Below are 14,607 nucleotides of genomic sequence, written 5' to 3' on the forward strand. Positions count from 1 at the left end.
GGCACACACCGAGGGGCGCATCCGGCAACGGATGCGCCCCTCGCGTACATCATCTGATCCTGTCAGCTGATCCGTCAGCCCGCGAGGCAGGACGGGCCCAGCAGCACCTTCAAGTCGCCGAACAGCGCCGGATCCGGCTTCACCCGGTGCCGGTCGAGCCGCAGCACGGTGGTCTTGCGCGGGCCCTGGAGCCTGATGCGCACCTCGCTCTCGCCCTTGTGGTGGCTGAGGATCTCGCCGAGGCGGCTCACCATCGGCGGGGTGACCTTCAGCGCCGGGATCGTGAGGATCACGGGTGCGTTGGTGCCCGCGTTCGACAGGTCGGGGACCTGAAGCTCCATCGCGACCAGCCGCGGCACGTCCTCGCGCTTGTCGAGGCGGCCCTTGACGAAGACGACCGCGTCCTCGACGAGTTGGGTCGACACCAGCTGGTACGTCGCCGGGAAGAACATGCACTCGATGGAACCGGCCAGGTCCTCCACCGTGGCGATCGCCCAGGCGTTGCCCTGCTTGGTCATCTTGCGCTGGAGGCCCGAGATGATGCCGCCGATGGTGACGACCGCGCCGTCCGCGTGCTCACCTCCGGTGAGCTGGGAGATGCCCGCGTCGGCCTTGTCGGACAGCACGTGCTCCAGGCCGAAGAGCGGGTGGTCGGAGACGTACAGACCGAGCATCTCCCGCTCCTGGGCGAGCAGATAGGCCTTGTCCCACTCGTCGGTGGTGAACTCCACGTCGAGTCCGAAGCCGGGCTCGCTGGTGTCCTCGTCGCCCATGCCGCCGAAGAGGTCGAACTGGCCCTCGGCCTCCTTGCGCTTGACCTGCACCACGTTGTCGATCATCGGCTCGAACTGCGCGGTGAGGCCCTTGCGGGTGTGCCCCATGGTGTCGAACGCGCCCGCCTTGATCAGCGATTCCGTGGTGCGCTTGTTGCAGGCGACGGCCTCGACCTTGTCGAGGTAGTCCGGGAAGGAGGCGTACTTCCCCTTGGCCTTGCGGCTCTTGATGATCGACTCGACGACGTTCGTGCCGACGTTGCGGACGGCGGAGAGGCCGAAGAGGATCACGTCGTCGCCCTGCGCGGCGAAGTTCTGCTCCGACTCGTTGACGTTGGGCGGGAGCACCTTGATGCCCATGCGCCGGCACTCGTTCAGATAGATCGCGGACTTGTCCTTGTCGTCCTTGACCGAGGTGAGCAGGCCCGCCATGTACTCGGCGGGGTAGTTCGCCTTCAGGTAGGCGGTCCAGTACGAGACAAGTCCGTACGCGGCCGAGTGCGCCTTGTTGAACGCGTAGCCGGCGAAGGGCACCAGCACGTCCCACAGGGCCTGGATCGCCTCGTCGCTGTAACCGTTCTTCTTGGCGCCGGCCTGGAAGATCGTGAAGTTCTTGGCCAGCTCGTCGGGCTTCTTCTTGCCCATCACACGACGCAGGATGTCGGCCTCGCCGAGCGAGTACCCGGCGATGATCTGGGCGGCCTTCTGCACCTGCTCCTGGTAGACGATCAGGCCGTAGGTGACGGCCAGGACCTCTTCGAGGGGCTCCTCCAGCTCCTTGTGGATCGGGGTGATCTCCTGGAGCTTGTTCTTGCGGAGCGCGTAGTTCGTGTGCGAGTCCATGCCCATCGGGCCGGGACGGTAGAGCGCCGAGACGGCGGAGATGTCTTCGAAGTTGTCGGGCTTCATCAGGCGCAGCAGCGAGCGCATGGGGCCGCCGTCGAACTGGAAGACGCCGAGGGTCTCGCCGCGCTGGAGCAGTTCGAAGGTCGTCGGATCGTCGAGCGGGAGGGCCAGCAGGTCGAGGTCGACGCCCTTGTTGGACTTCACCATCTTGACGGCGTCGTCCATGATCGTCAGGTTGCGCAGGCCGAGGAAGTCCATCTTCAGCAGGCCGAGCGACTCGCACTGCGGGTAGTCCCACTGCGTGATGGTCACGCCGTCGGTGTGCCGCACCCAGACCGGGGCGTGGTCGACGATGGGCTCGCTGGACATGATGACGCCGGCGGCGTGCACGCCCATCTGCCGGACCAGGCCCTCGACGCCCTTGGCGGTGTCGATGACCTTCTTCACGTCCGGCTCGTTCTCGTACATCGCGCGGATCTCGCCCGCCTCGCTGTAGCGCGGGTGCGAGGAGTCGGTGATGCCGCTGAGGTCGATGCCCTTGCCGAGGACGTCGGCGGGCATCGCCTTGGTGAGGCGGTCGCCCATGGCGTACGGGTAGCCCAGGACGCGCGCGGAGTCCTTGATGGCGTTCTTCGCCTTGATCTTTCCGTAGGTGCCGATCATGGCGACCTTGTCGGCGCCGTATTTCTCGGTCACGTACCTGATCACTTCGACGCGCCTGCGCTCGTCGAAGTCGATGTCGACGTCGGGCATGGAGACGCGCTCGGGGTTCAGGAACCGCTCGAAGATCAGACCGTGCGGGATCGGGTCGAGGTCGGTGATGCCCATGGCGTACGCGACGATCGAACCGGCCGCCGAGCCACGGCCCGGGCCCACGGCGATGCCCTGCTTCTTGGCCCACATGATGAAGTCGGCGACGACGAGGAAGTACCCCGGGAACCCCATCTGGATGATGACGTCCATCTCGTACTCGGCCTGCTTCTGGCGGTCGTCGGGGACGCCGCCGGGGAAGCGGCGCTCCATGCCGATGCGCACCTCCTCCTGGAACCAGGTGACCTCGGTGTAGCCCTCGGGGATGTCGAACTTCGGCATGAGGTTCTTCGCCTCGAACATGCCGGTGGTGTCGATCTGCTCGGCCACCAGAAGGGTGTTGGCGCAGCCCTGCTGCCAGGCGTCCGAGGAGTCGACGGCGTACATCTCGTCCGTGGACTTCAGGTAGTAGCCGGTGCCGTCGAAGCGGAAGCGGTCCGGGTCGGAGAGGTTCTTGCCGGTCTGGATGCACAGCAGGGCGTCGTGGGCGGTCGCCTCGTGCGCGTACGTGTAGTGCGAGTCGTTCGTCACCAGGGGCGGGATGCCGAGCTTCTTGCCGATCTCCAGGAGTCCGTCGCGGACCCGGCGCTCGATCTCGATGCCGTGGTCCATCAGCTCCAGGAAGTAGCGGTCCTTGCCGAAGATGTCCTGGTACTCGGCGGCCGCCTTCAGGGCCTCGTCGTACTGGCCGAGGCGCAGGCGGGTCTGGAGCTCGCCGGAGGGGCAGCCGGTGGAGGCGATGAGCCCCTCGGACCACTGGGAGATGGTCTCCTTGTCCATCCGGGGCCACTTCTGGAGCCAGCCCTCGGCGTACGCGTCCGAGGAGAGCTTGAAGAGGTTGTGCAGGCCGGTCCGGTTCGCCGCCCAGATCGTCTTGTGCGTATAACCACCCGAACCGGACACGTCGTCGCGCTTCTGGTGCGGCTGGCCCCACTGGATCTTGCGCTTGTTGCGCCGGGACTCCGGGGCGACGTACGCCTCGATGCCGATGATCGGTGTGACGCCCGCCTTCTTCGCCGTGTGGAAGAAGTCGTAGGCCCCGTGAAGGTTGCCATGGTCACTCATGGCGATGTGCGTCATGCCCATCTCATTGCAGGCATCGAACATGTCCTTGAGCCGCGCGGCACCGTCCAGCAGCGAGTACTGGGTATGGACGTGCAGGTGCGTGAACGGCGGCTTTGACACGGCTTCGGCCTCCAAGGAGAACAATCGTCGACAGGCTGCGGACAGTCTGGGGGGACAGCGTCGAAGTCTATGACGCGCCGCTGACACTGGAGACGAACACTGGGCGCGAAGCGCCTCAATGAGGGGCGGTGGTCGGGTGACGGGCGGGCCGATCACCCGTACCTTCGTCCGGGGCGCGGGGCACGCGCGCGTACCGTTCGTCCCCGGCGCGCGGGCACTCCCGCGTACCTTCGTCCGTTGGGAGAGGACGGAAGCAACCGTCCCGGCGGACGGACACGTCCTTCCCCCATGTCAAGCACCACCTGCACCAGGAGGCACCCAGCGATGTCGGTCCCGCAGCTCAGCGCCGAGCAACGCGGCGAGCAGATCCTCGCCGTCTTCGACACCGCCTTCGGCGAGCTCCTGGCCGCCGACCCGGCCGCGTTCCGCGTCAAGTTCCGCAAGATGGCGGCCTCCGCCTTCGCGTTCTACCGGGGCACGGCGGGCCTCTTCTACCACGACCTCACCGCGGAGATCGGGTTCGGGCCGAGGCGCGGCGGACCGTACCTGGACGAGCGCACCTCCCGCGTGTGGATCCACGGCGACCTGCACGCCGAGAACTTCGGCACGTACATGGACGCCAACGGCCGCCTGATCTTCAACGTGAACGACTTCGACGAGGCCTACGTCGGCCCCTTCACCTGGGACCTCAAGCGTTTCGCCGCCTCCGTGGCCCTCATCGGGTACGCGAAGGCGCTCAGTGACGACCAGATCACCGAGCTGGTCCAGGTGTACGCGGCGGCCTACCGCGAGCGCATCCACGCCCTGGCCACCGGCGCCAAGAGCGACGAGGTGCCTCCCTTCACCCTGGACACGGCCGAGGGCCCGCTCCTGGACGCGCTGCGTGACGCCCGCTCGCTGACCCGCTTCGGGCTGCTCGACTCGATGACCGAGATCCGCGACTTCGAGCGCCGCTTCGCGCCCGGCGGCGGCTCCATCGAGCTCGACGCGGCCACCCGCTACAAGGTGCTCGCGGCCTTCGACGGCTACCTGGAGACGCTCCCCGAGTCCTCCCTGGCCCGCCCCGACTCCTACCGGGTGAAGGACGTCGTCGGCCGCCGCGGCATCGGCATCGGCTCCGCCGGACTGCCTTCGTACAACATCCTTCTGGAGGGCAACAGCGACGCCCTGGAGAACGATGTCGTGATCTACATCAAACAGGCCCAGACCCCGGCCGTCTCCCGGCACATCACGGACTCCTCGATCCGCGAGTACTTCCAGCACGAGGGCCACCGCACGGTGATCTCCCAGCGTGCCCTGCAGGCGCACGCCGACCCGTGGCTGGGCTGGACCGAGCTGGACGGCGCCGGCCAGCTGGTCGCCGAGGTCTCGCCGTACGCGGTGGACCTGGACTGGGGCGACATCGACGACCCGGAGGAGATCGCCTCGGTCGTCGCCGACCTCGGCCGTGCCACGGCCACCATGCACGCCGCGGCCGACGACGAGAGCGGCCACTCGGAGCTGGTCCCGTTCTCCACCGAGCGGGCCATCGACGCGGCGATCGCCGCCGACGAGGACGGCTTCTCGGGCCTCCTGGTGGACTTCGCGCACAGCTACGGCGCACGCGCGCGTGCCGACCACCAGATCTTCGTCGACCTGTTCCGCAACGGCCGGATCCCGGGCCTGTAGGCACCCCGGACGACGGACCCACAACGCTCCCGTAACACATAGGAACCCTTTAGGGGGCCCTTACGGGAGCACGTGGGACACTCGGCTCCGCTATGGACATACCCGGGACCCAGCTCAGAGCCGTGCGCGCGGCACTGTTCACGGCTGTCGTCGTGACGCTCTCCACCGCGTCGCACGTACTGCTGTCCCGGGTCCCGCTGCCACTGGGCACCCTGGCGGCGATCGCCGCGGCCGTCTTCGTCATCGCCTACGCGCTGGCGGGCCGCGAGCGCGGCTTCGGCCGGATCGCCGCCCTGCTCATCCCGCTGGAGCTGACCGCCGACACCGTGTTCACCACGGGCCAGCACGTCTGTTACGGCAGGGCGGGCGGCCCCGTCGCGGGCCCGCTGCGCTCGGTCGGCTTCGACGTGCTGTGCGGCGGCGGCAGCGTGGGCACCCCGCTGGCCCACGTGACCGGCGGCAGCGGCGACCGTGCCGCCACCCTGCTCGCGCAGACCGACCCGGCCGCCGCCTGGCTGCTGCTCGCCGCCCACGTCAGCGTCGGGCTGCTCGCGGCCGCCTGGCTGCGCCGCGGCGACCGCGCCCTGGACCAGCTGCTGCGCGCGGTGGCCGCGGCCACCTTCCGGCCCCTGCTGATCGCGGTCGCCGCGGTGACCGTACGGCTCGCCCCGGTACGCCGGCTGCCGCGCCCCGCGCGCCGGAGCGCGGGCGCCCGCACCCGCCTGTTCGTCCACTCCCTGGGACGGCGTGGACCGCCGCTCTCGGCCGCTTTCGCCTGAACCATCGCTTCTGCGCGACAGCCCTTGAGCACCGGCAGTCCCCCCTACGTATCCCGCGTACGACGTGTACGCGTCCCCCATGGAGATCACCAACATGAGCAAGCGAAACAGCCAGGCGGCGAAGACGGCGGCCCGGGAGAAGCTGCGCCTCGAGCGCGAGCGCCAGGCCAAGCGCGACAAGGTCAAGCGCCAGGCCATCGTGGCCGGCTCCATCGTCGCCGTCCTCGCGATAGCCGGCGGCGTCGGCTACGCGGTCGTGCAGAACAACAAGCCGAGCTACTGGGCGGGCCTGAAGGACGCCAAGGTCGTCGCCCCGGCCAACACCACCGGCACCAAGGGCACCACCGTCGTCATCGGCAAGAGCACCGCCAAGAAGACCCTCAAGGTCTACGAGGACCCGCGCTGCCCGGTCTGCGCCCAGTTCGAGCAGACCGTCGGCTCGACCGTGAAGAAGGACATCGACGACGGCAAGTTCAAGTTCCAGTACGTCGGCGCCACGTTCATCGACGACAAGGACAACGGCCAGGGCTCCAAGAACGCGCTGAGCGCCCTGGGCGCCGCGCTGAACGTCAGCTCCGAGGCGTTCCTCGAGTACAAGACCGCGCTGTACTCGACGAAGTGGCACCCGGACGAGACGACCGACAAGTTCAAGGACGACGCCTACCTCCTCAAGGTCGCCGACACCGTTCCCTCGCTGAAGGGCAACACCGCGTTCCAGAACGCGGTGAAGAAGGGCACCTACGACGCCTGGGCGATGGCCATGTCGAAGACCTTCGACGACAACAAGGAGGGTGTGACCGGCACCCCGGGCTTCGTCATGGACGGCAAGCAGCTCAACGGCGGCACCCCGCTCCTGACGGTGGCCGACTTCGACAAGGTGGTGGACGCGGCCCTCAAGGGCTGACGCCGACGGGGAATCCGGCCTCCGCGTGAAGAGCGGGCGAACTTTCGTGGTTCGCCCGCTCTCGCGCGTACCGATCAGTAACCTGTTCGGTCGTGACCAGTCGATACAGATCATCCGAGGCGTCCCAGGGCCTCAACTCTCCCTCGCCCCGCCGCCGTACGGTCGTCAAGGCCGCGGCGGCGACCGCTGTCCTGGCCGGCCCGCTCGTCGCCGCCCTGCCGGCCCGCGCCGCCGCGGACGCCCCCGCCTTCCTGCACGGCGTCGCCTCCGGCGACCCGCTCCCGGACGGCATCCTGCTGTGGACCCGGGTGACGCCCACCTCCGCGGCGATACCCGGCTCCGGCGTCGGCCCCGACACCGAAGTCAGCTGGACCGTCGCCAAGGACAAGGCCTTCACCACGATCGTCTCCAAGGGCTCCCTCACCGCGACGGCCTCCTCCGACCACACCGTGAAGGCGGACATCCGCGGCCTGGAACCGGCCACGGACTACTGGTTCCGCTTCTCCGCGGGCGGCACCGACTCGCCCGTCGCCCGCACCCGCACCGCCCCGGCCGCCAACGCCGCCGTGGCGGGCCTGCGCTTCGGCGTCGTCACCTGTGCCAACTGGGAGGCGGGCTACTTCTCGTCGTACCGCCATCTCGCGGCCCGGAACGACCTGGACGCCTGGCTGCATCTCGGGGACTACATCTACGAGTACAAGTCCGGCGAGTACGCGGCGCGCGGCACGGTCGTCCGGCCGCACTCCCCCGCGAACGAGATCATCACCCTCGCCGACTACCGCACCCGGCACGGCAAGTACAAGACCGACCCGGACCTCCAGGCCCTGCACCACAAGGCGCCGGTCGTGGCGATCTGGGACGACCACGAGTTCGCCGACAACGCCTGGTCCGGCGGCGCCGTCAACCACACCGAGGGCGCCGAGGGCACCTGGACGGCACGTCAGGCCGCCGCGAAGCAGGCCTACTTCGAGTGGATGCCGGTACGCCCGGCGATCGCGGGCACCACCTACCGCCGGCTGCGCTTCGGCAAGCTCGCCGACCTCTCCCTGCTCGACCTGCGGTCCTTCCGCTCCCAGCAGGCGTCCACGGCCAGCGGCACGGTCGACGACCCGGACCGTACGATCACGGGCCGGGCCCAACTCGACTGGCTGAAGGCCGGGCTGAAGGCGTCCGACACCACCTGGCGGCTGGTCGGCAACTCGGTGATGATCGCGCCGTTCGTCATCGGCTCGCTCACCGCCGACCTGCTCAAGCCGCTCGCCAAGCTGCTGGACCTGCCGCAGGACGGCATCGGCGTCAACACCGACCAGTGGGACGGCTACACCGACGACCGGCGTGAACTCCTCGCGCATCTGCGCTCGAACGCGATCGGCAACACGGTGTTCCTCACCGGCGACATCCACATGTCCTGGGCCAACGACGTGCCGGTGGACGCCGGGACGTACCCGCTGTCCGCGTCGGCCGCCACCGAGTTCGTGATCACCTCGGTGACCTCCGACAACCTCGACGACATCGTGAAGGTCCCCGAGGGCACGGTCTCCGCGATCGCCGCCCCGCTCATCCAGATCGCCAACCGGCACGTCCACTGGGTCGACACCGACCGCCACGGATACGGCGTCCTGGACATCACCGCCGACCGCGCGCAGATGGACTACTACGTCCTGTCCGACCGCACGAACGCCAACGCGACCTCGTCCTGGGCTCGTTCGTACCGCACGCGCACCGGAACCCAGAAGGTCGAGCGCACCTACGACCCGGTATAGAAATCAATTCCGGGCGTGGGGAAGATCTTGATAGCGTCGAGCGCATTGTCTGATCGTCATACCGACGGTCCGTCAGTTCTGTCACGATTGGAGTCACATGGCCACCCCCCAAAGTGTCCTGACGAAGACCGCAGTGCTCGGCGCCGCCCTGGCGCTCGCCGGACTCACCGCCACATCCGCCGAGGCGCAGGAAGCCACGGCGGCAGCGGCACCGGCGTTCGTCAACCTGACGACGGCCGAGAGCTCTCCCATATACGCCCAGCCCACCTCCTCGTCGACGAGGTACCGTACGGAGCCGCGGGGCACGACCCTGCGGATCCAGTGCTCGACCACCAAGACCCCCTCGGGGGAGCGGTGGTTCAGGATCTACGACTCCAAGCCGACGTCCTGGGTGTGGTCCGGTCACTTCCCGTCGCTGGTGCACCCGCCCAAGGAGTGCTTCCCGGGCTAGGTTCTCCGACGTTCCACAACGCCGGTAGTCGCAGGTGACCTAAGTGGAACAGACGGGCCCGGGTCATCCAACAGATGACCCGGGCCCGTCTGTTGGAAGCCTGTCACCCCGGTGCGGCGGACCGCTACAGCGAGTCCAGGAAGCCGAGCGCCACCCGCCAGGTGGCCTCAGCGGCCTCCTCGTCGTAGTCGGGCAGGCCGGGGTCGGTGTACAGGTGCCCGGCACCGGCGTACCGGTAGATCTCCACGTCCGCCCCCGCCCGCTGCATCTGCAGGTACCAGGCGCTCAGCCAGTCGTCCGTCTCGAACGGGTCCGGCTCCGCGACGTGCAGCTGGACCGGCAGCTCGTCCACCGACGCGCTCTCGGCGATGTCCGACGTGCCGTGCAGGAGCAGCAGCCCAAGGGCCTTCTCGTCGCCGAGCGCCAGGGTCTGCGCGATGGAGGCGCCGAGCGAGAACCCCGCGTACACCAGGCCGCGCTCGGAATAGGGGGCGGCGGCCAGGACGGCGCGTCTGAGCAGCTCCTCCTTGCCGATCCCGTCGTTGAAGGCCATGCCCTCCTCCACGGTCTCGAAGGTGCGGCCCTCGAAGAGGTCCGGCGTCCACACCTCGTGCCCCGCGGCACGCAGCCGGTCGGCCGCCGCGCGCACCGCGGGCCGGGGCCCGTAGGTCGAGTGAAAGAGCATGATGTTCATGCGCCCCATGGTGCCAGCCAGGACTGACAGCCCCGGATCGAGGACCGGGGACCAGGGCGACATGTTCAGGGCGGCCCCAAGCCGGTTACGGTCTCAGGCATGGAGAACGTACTGCGTCCCCTGATCGTCGTCGGTGGCTCGGTCGTGCTCACGCTGCTCATCGGATGGGCCGTGGACCGCGTACTGCGCAAGGCCGACGCCCGACACCAAGAGACCTCCCTGTGGGGCCTGCTGCGCCGCGCACGGGTCCCCTTCCAGCTCGTGCTGTTCGCCGCCCTGCTGCGCGGCTCGTACGACCAGGCGAAGCTGCTCGTGGAACACCGGGTCGGCGTCGGCCGCGCCCTGACCCTGATCCTCATCGGGTCCGCCGCGTGGCTCGTGATCCGCATCGCGACGGCGATCGTCGAGACCTCCTACACCCGCTACGCGAACGCCCACCGCGACCCGGCGCGGGTGCGCCGGGTGCGCACGCAAGTGACGCTGATCCAACGGGTGGTGTCCGCGGTCGTCGCCGTGGTGGCCGTCGCCTCGATGCTGCTCACCTTCCCCGCGATGCGCGCGGCCGGTGCCTCGCTGCTGGCCTCGGCCGGCATCCTCGGCATCGTCGCCGGTGTCGCCGCCCAGTCCACGCTGGCGAATCTCTTCGCCGGGCTGCAGATCGCCTTCGGCGACATGGTGCGCCTCGGCGACACGGTCGTGGTGGACGGCGAGTGGGGCACCGTCGAGGAGATCACACTGACGTTCCTGACGGTACGCACGTGGGACGAGCGCCGGATCACGATGCCTGTCTCGTACTTCACATCCAAGCCCTTCGAGAACTGGTCCCGCGGCACCCCCCAGATGACCGGCATCGTCTTCTTCCACGTCGATCACTCGGCACCCGTCGAGGCGATGCGCGAGCAGCTCCGCGACATCCTGCGCGAGTGCCCGGCCTGGGACGGCCGCGACTACGGCCTCGCCGTCACCGACTCCACCCCCAACACCATGCAGGTGCGCGCCCTGGTGACCGCGAAGGACGCGGACGACATCTGGACGGTACGGGTCACGGTGCGCGAGCGCATGATCCGCTGGCTCACCGACATACACCCCTACGCCCTCCCCCGCGTCAACACGGCCGAGGCGATCCTGCCCCTGAGCTGGCCCAACGGCCGCCCCCACCGTCCGGACCACGACGACACCGACGGCGCGATAGCCGCCCCCACGACCCCCCACACCCCCGACCCCCCACGAACGGGCCCAGGCCGAGCCTGACCACCCCAGGACCCGACCCCCGCACCCTCGCACCCCCCGCAGGCGGCAGGCGGCAGGCGGCAGGCGGCAGGCGGCAGGCGGCAGGCGGCAGGCGGCAGGCGGCAGGCGGCAGGCGGCAGGCGGCAGGCGGCAGGCGGCGCAGAGTATCCGTGTGCCTCTCCCCCGCAGCCGCCGACGGCGCATCACCCCCACAAGCGACCGTCACTTGTCAGCAGGGTGGAAACGGGCGGTGCGTGGGCGGGAGAACACTCTCAACGCAAACTACGTACGTCCAGGTGCCGCAGCACCCGGTCCACGATCTCCGGATCCGCCCCCGGCTCACTCCGCGCCGACAACACCTCATGCCGCGCCGCGCTCAACATCTCCCCCTGAATCCGCCGCAACCGCTTCACCCGTCGAGCCCGCTGCTCATGCGCCTCCCGCCGCTCCTCGTCCCCCAGATCCGGACTGATCCGCGTCCCGATGTCGAAGGCCCGCCGAATCAGCTGCTCGGACAGCTCCTCCGGCAGCTCCTCCACCTCCTCGATCTCCTTGAGCCGCCGCTTCGCCGCCTTCGCCGCCCGAACCGCCAGCTCCTTCTCGAACGCCTTCTCGACGCTCTCGTCGGCCCGCACCCCGAGCCTGCGCACCAGCCACGGCAGCGTGAGCCCCTGGAGCACCAGCGTGGCCATGATCACCCCGAACGCGATGAAGATGATCTCGTCCCGGTCGGGAAACGGCGACCCGTCGTCCATCTTCAGCGGAATGGCCAGCGCGAGGGCCACGGAGGCGACTCCCCGCATCCCCGACCACCACATGATCACGGTCTCCCGCCACGAGGTCGGAATCTCCTCGTCGTAGTCCCGTTTCGCGTGCAGCCGCTTCGTGAGCCACGTCGCCGGCATCAGATACGCCAGCCGTACGAACACCACGACGGCGACGATCGCGGCGGCCCAGCCCAGCATCTCGCCCCACCGCCCCGACGCCGTCCTGATCGCGTTGTGCAGCTCGAGCCCGATCAGCCCGAACGCGACCCCGGTGACCAGCGTGTCCACCACGTCCCAGAACGTGTACCCGGCGAGCCGCGTCAAGACGTCGTCGGCATCGGTGGCGTACTCCGCGAGGAACAGCGCGGTGGTGAGCACGGCGAGCACCCCCGACCCGTGCAGCTCCTCCGCAAGGACGTACGACGCGAAGGGCACCAGCAGCGTCATCCCGATCTGCAGCGTGGCGTCACCGAGCAGCGACATCAGCTTGTTCGCCGCCCACCCCAGCGCCAGCCCGATGGCGACCGCGACCACGGCGGACAGCACGAGATCGAGCCCGGCCCGCCACGGCGAGAAGGTGCCGCTCACGGCGGCGGCGATCGCGACGTGGTAGAGCACGATGGCCGTCACGTCGTTGAAGAGCCCCTCGCCCTCCAGGATCGACACCAGTCGGCGGGGCAGCCCCAGTTGCCCCGCGACGGCTGTCGCGGCGACCGGGTCGGGCGGCGCCACCAGCGCGCCCAGGGCGACGGCGGCGGCGATCGGCAGCCCCGGCACGATGGCGCTCGCGACGAAGGCCACAACCGCCGTGGTGACGAACACCAGCGCCACGGCGAGCAGGAAGATCGGCCGTTTGTTGGCGGCGAACTGTCTCCACGAGGTGCGTCGCACCGAGGCGTACAGCAGCGGAGGCAGCAGCAGGGGCAGGATCAGCTCCGGCGGGACGTCCACGTTGGGCACGAAGTCCAGCACGGCCAGCACGATCCCGAGGAGCGTCATCAGGACAGGCGCCGGCAGCCCGAACCGGTCCCCCACCGGGACGCTCACCACGGCCCCGAGCAGCAGCACGAACAACAGGGCCAACTGATCCACGGTCAGCGCTCCGGCAAGGTCTAGGCGATCAAGGAAGAGCCAGACCTCAAGCCTGCCACGCGCCTACGACAATGCCCGCCCGGCAACCCGCGTGCGACGAACCCCGTCTCACACGGCCTTGCGCATCGCCCGGTGGTCGATCCCGGCGTCGAGGAACTCCTCGCCGTACGCCACGTACCCGAGCCGCTCGTAGAACCCCATCGCCTGCGTCTGCGCGTGCAGGTCCACCGCCGCGAGGCCACGCGCGCGTGCCGCGTCCTCGATGGCCCGTACGAGGGCCACGCCGACGCCGAGCCCGCGCGCCGCCTTCGTCACGGCGAGCCGGCCGAGCGAGCCGACCGTCAGGTCGCCGTCGGTCTTCGCGGCGGCCTCCGAGCCGTACAGGAGCCGTCCGGTGCCCAGCGGCACCCCGTCCTCGCGGATCGCCAGCACATGCAGGGCACCGGCGTCGTACGCGTCGTACTCGATGTCCTCGGGGACGCCCTGTTCGCCGACGAAGACCTCCTTGCGCACCGCGAAGCACGCCTCACGGTCCGCGGCGTCCTCGGCCACGCGCACCACGTAGGCGCCGTCCCGCGCCCCGTCCGAGCCGCTCACGCGTAGCTCTCCTCACGCACCTTGTCGAGCGCCTTCTGCAGGTCCTCGGGGTAGCCGCTCTCGAACTCCGCCCACTGCCCGTCCCCGGGGTGCTCGAAGCCGAGCCGCACCGCGTGCAGCCACTGCCGGGTCAGACCGAGCCGCTTGGCGATCGTCGGGTCCGCGCCGTAGGTCAGGTCCCCCACGCAGGGGTGGCGGTGGGCCGCCATGTGGACACGGATCTGATGGGTGCGGCCGGTCTCCAGCTTGATGTCGAGCAGGCTGGCCGCCCGGAACGCCTCGATCAGGTCGTAGTGCGTGACGGACGGCTTGCCCTCGGCCGTCACCGCCCACTTGTAGTCGTGGTTGGGGTGCCGGCCGATGGGTGCGTCGATGGTGCCGCTCATCGGGTCGGGGTGCCCCTGGACCAGCGCGTTGTAGCGCTTGTCGACCGTGCGTTCCTTGAACTGCCGCTTCAGTGAGGTGTACGCGCGCTCCGACTTGGCCACGACCATCAGCCCGGAGGTGCCGACGTCCAGCCGGTGCACGATGCCCTGCCGCTCGGCGGCACCCGAGGTCGAGATCCGGTATCCGGCCGCCGCGAGGCCGCCGATCACCGTCGGACCGCTCCAGCCGGGGCTCGGGTGCGCGGCGACACCGACCGGCTTGATGATCACGACGATGTCGTCGTCGTCGTGCACGATCTCCATGCCCTCGACGGGCTCGGCGACGATCTGCACGGGGGCGGGAGCCTGCGGCATCTCCACTTCGAGCCAGGCGCCGCCGTGCACCCGCTCGGACTTTCCGACCACCGAGCCGTCGACCGTGACCTTCCCCGCCGCGGCGAGCTCGGCGGCCTTCGTGCGGGAGAAGCCGAACATGCGGGAGATGGCGGCGTCGACGCGCTCGCCCTCCAGGCCGTCGGGCACGGGCAGGTTGCGGATCTCGGGAATGGTGCTCACCCGTCGAGTATGCCGGACGGGTCGGACACCGCCGGACCACCGCCCGAACAGCAGTGCCCGTGGACCTGCCTCCAGACGTCCTTCCAGACGTCCCGTACGCCACTCCG

General features: G+C 69.4%; 11 protein-coding genes. 6 read left to right on the forward strand and 5 right to left on the reverse strand.

Annotated features, from left to right (window positions below; genetic code table 11):
- Window positions 1-74: 74 nt before the first annotated feature.
- The gene (gene dnaE, locus ACZ7M2_RS01785; RefSeq protein ID WP_471593733.1) at window positions 75-3,614 is read right to left on the reverse strand and encodes a DNA polymerase III subunit alpha; all 3,540 of its coding nucleotides are present in this window, start codon (window positions 3,612-3,614) and stop codon (window positions 75-77) included.
- A gap of 324 nt (window positions 3,615-3,938) precedes the next feature.
- On the opposite strand from dnaE, the gene ACZ7M2_RS01790 reads away from it, so the two are divergent.
- The 5 genes from ACZ7M2_RS01790 (at window position 3,939) to ACZ7M2_RS01810 (ending at window position 9,179) form a co-directional block, all read left to right on the forward strand.
- Window positions 3,939-5,282 carry a DUF2252 domain-containing protein gene (locus ACZ7M2_RS01790; RefSeq protein ID WP_471593734.1) on the forward strand — a complete coding sequence of 448 codons (1,344 nt, stop codon included), beginning with the start codon at window positions 3,939-3,941 and terminating at the stop codon, window positions 5,280-5,282.
- A gap of 92 nt (window positions 5,283-5,374) precedes the next feature.
- Entirely contained in the window at window positions 5,375-6,061 is a 687-nt protein-coding gene (locus tag ACZ7M2_RS01795; RefSeq protein ID WP_471593735.1) for a hypothetical protein, read from the forward strand.
- Between the two features lie 94 nt (window positions 6,062-6,155).
- Window positions 6,156-6,965: a thioredoxin domain-containing protein gene (locus ACZ7M2_RS01800; RefSeq protein WP_471593736.1), complete on the forward strand. Its 810-nt coding sequence runs from the start codon at window positions 6,156-6,158 to the stop codon at window positions 6,963-6,965.
- 92 nt (window positions 6,966-7,057) lie between these two features.
- The gene (locus ACZ7M2_RS01805; RefSeq protein ID WP_471593737.1) at window positions 7,058-8,728 is read left to right on the forward strand and encodes an alkaline phosphatase D family protein; all 1,671 of its coding nucleotides are present in this window, start codon (window positions 7,058-7,060) and stop codon (window positions 8,726-8,728) included.
- Between the two features lie 97 nt (window positions 8,729-8,825).
- Window positions 8,826-9,179: a hypothetical protein gene (locus ACZ7M2_RS01810; protein WP_075026377.1), complete on the forward strand. Its 354-nt coding sequence runs from the start codon at window positions 8,826-8,828 to the stop codon at window positions 9,177-9,179.
- Window positions 9,180-9,303: 124 nt separating this feature from the next.
- Here the strand turns inward: ACZ7M2_RS01810 and ACZ7M2_RS01815 are convergent, their stop codons facing one another.
- Window positions 9,304-9,873, reverse strand: a complete 570-nt coding sequence (locus ACZ7M2_RS01815; RefSeq protein ID WP_352046580.1) for a dienelactone hydrolase family protein — start codon at window positions 9,871-9,873, stop codon at window positions 9,304-9,306.
- Window positions 9,874-9,972: 99 nt separating this feature from the next.
- On the opposite strand from ACZ7M2_RS01815, the gene ACZ7M2_RS01820 reads away from it, so the two are divergent.
- Window positions 9,973-11,124 (forward strand): mechanosensitive ion channel family protein, encoded by a 1,152-nt coding sequence (locus ACZ7M2_RS01820; protein ID WP_471593738.1) that lies wholly within the window; start codon window positions 9,973-9,975, stop codon window positions 11,122-11,124.
- 251 nt (window positions 11,125-11,375) lie between these two features.
- On the opposite strand, the gene ACZ7M2_RS01825 is transcribed toward ACZ7M2_RS01820, so the two are convergent.
- The 3 genes from ACZ7M2_RS01825 to ACZ7M2_RS01835 all read right to left on the reverse strand — a co-directional run bounded on the left by ACZ7M2_RS01825 (window position 11,376) and on the right by ACZ7M2_RS01835 (window position 14,500).
- The gene (locus ACZ7M2_RS01825; protein WP_471593739.1) at window positions 11,376-12,962 is read right to left on the reverse strand and encodes a Na+/H+ antiporter; all 1,587 of its coding nucleotides are present in this window, start codon (window positions 12,960-12,962) and stop codon (window positions 11,376-11,378) included.
- 108 nt (window positions 12,963-13,070) lie between these two features.
- Complete coding sequence (locus ACZ7M2_RS01830; protein ID WP_352046583.1) at window positions 13,071-13,559, reverse strand: GNAT family N-acetyltransferase; 489 nt, start codon at window positions 13,557-13,559, stop codon at window positions 13,071-13,073.
- Window positions 13,556-14,500 (reverse strand): RluA family pseudouridine synthase, encoded by a 945-nt coding sequence (locus ACZ7M2_RS01835; RefSeq protein ID WP_471593740.1) that lies wholly within the window; start codon window positions 14,498-14,500, stop codon window positions 13,556-13,558. Before ACZ7M2_RS01835 ends, ACZ7M2_RS01830 begins: the two co-directional genes overlap by 4 nt.
- Window positions 14,501-14,607: the final 107 nt, after the last annotated feature.

This window comes from Streptomyces sp. NPDC111507 (assembly GCF_055638955.1).

Excerpts from the sequence above, each read along its gene's own strand:
- ACZ7M2_RS01820 (WP_471593738.1), top strand. The coding sequence starts at position 9,973 with ATGGAGAACGTACTGCGTCCCCTGATCGTCGTCGGTGGCTCGGTCGTG.
- ACZ7M2_RS01810 (WP_075026377.1), top strand. The coding sequence starts at position 8,826 with ATGGCCACCCCCCAAAGTGTCCTGACGAAGACCGCAGTGCTCGGCGCC.
- ACZ7M2_RS01815 (WP_352046580.1), bottom strand. The coding sequence starts at position 9,873 with ATGAACATCATGCTCTTTCACTCGACCTACGGGCCCCGGCCCGCGGTG.
- ACZ7M2_RS01800 (WP_471593736.1), top strand. The coding sequence starts at position 6,156 with ATGAGCAAGCGAAACAGCCAGGCGGCGAAGACGGCGGCCCGGGAGAAG.
- ACZ7M2_RS01795 (WP_471593735.1), top strand. The coding sequence starts at position 5,375 with ATGGACATACCCGGGACCCAGCTCAGAGCCGTGCGCGCGGCACTGTTC.
- ACZ7M2_RS01790 (WP_471593734.1), top strand. The coding sequence starts at position 3,939 with ATGTCGGTCCCGCAGCTCAGCGCCGAGCAACGCGGCGAGCAGATCCTC.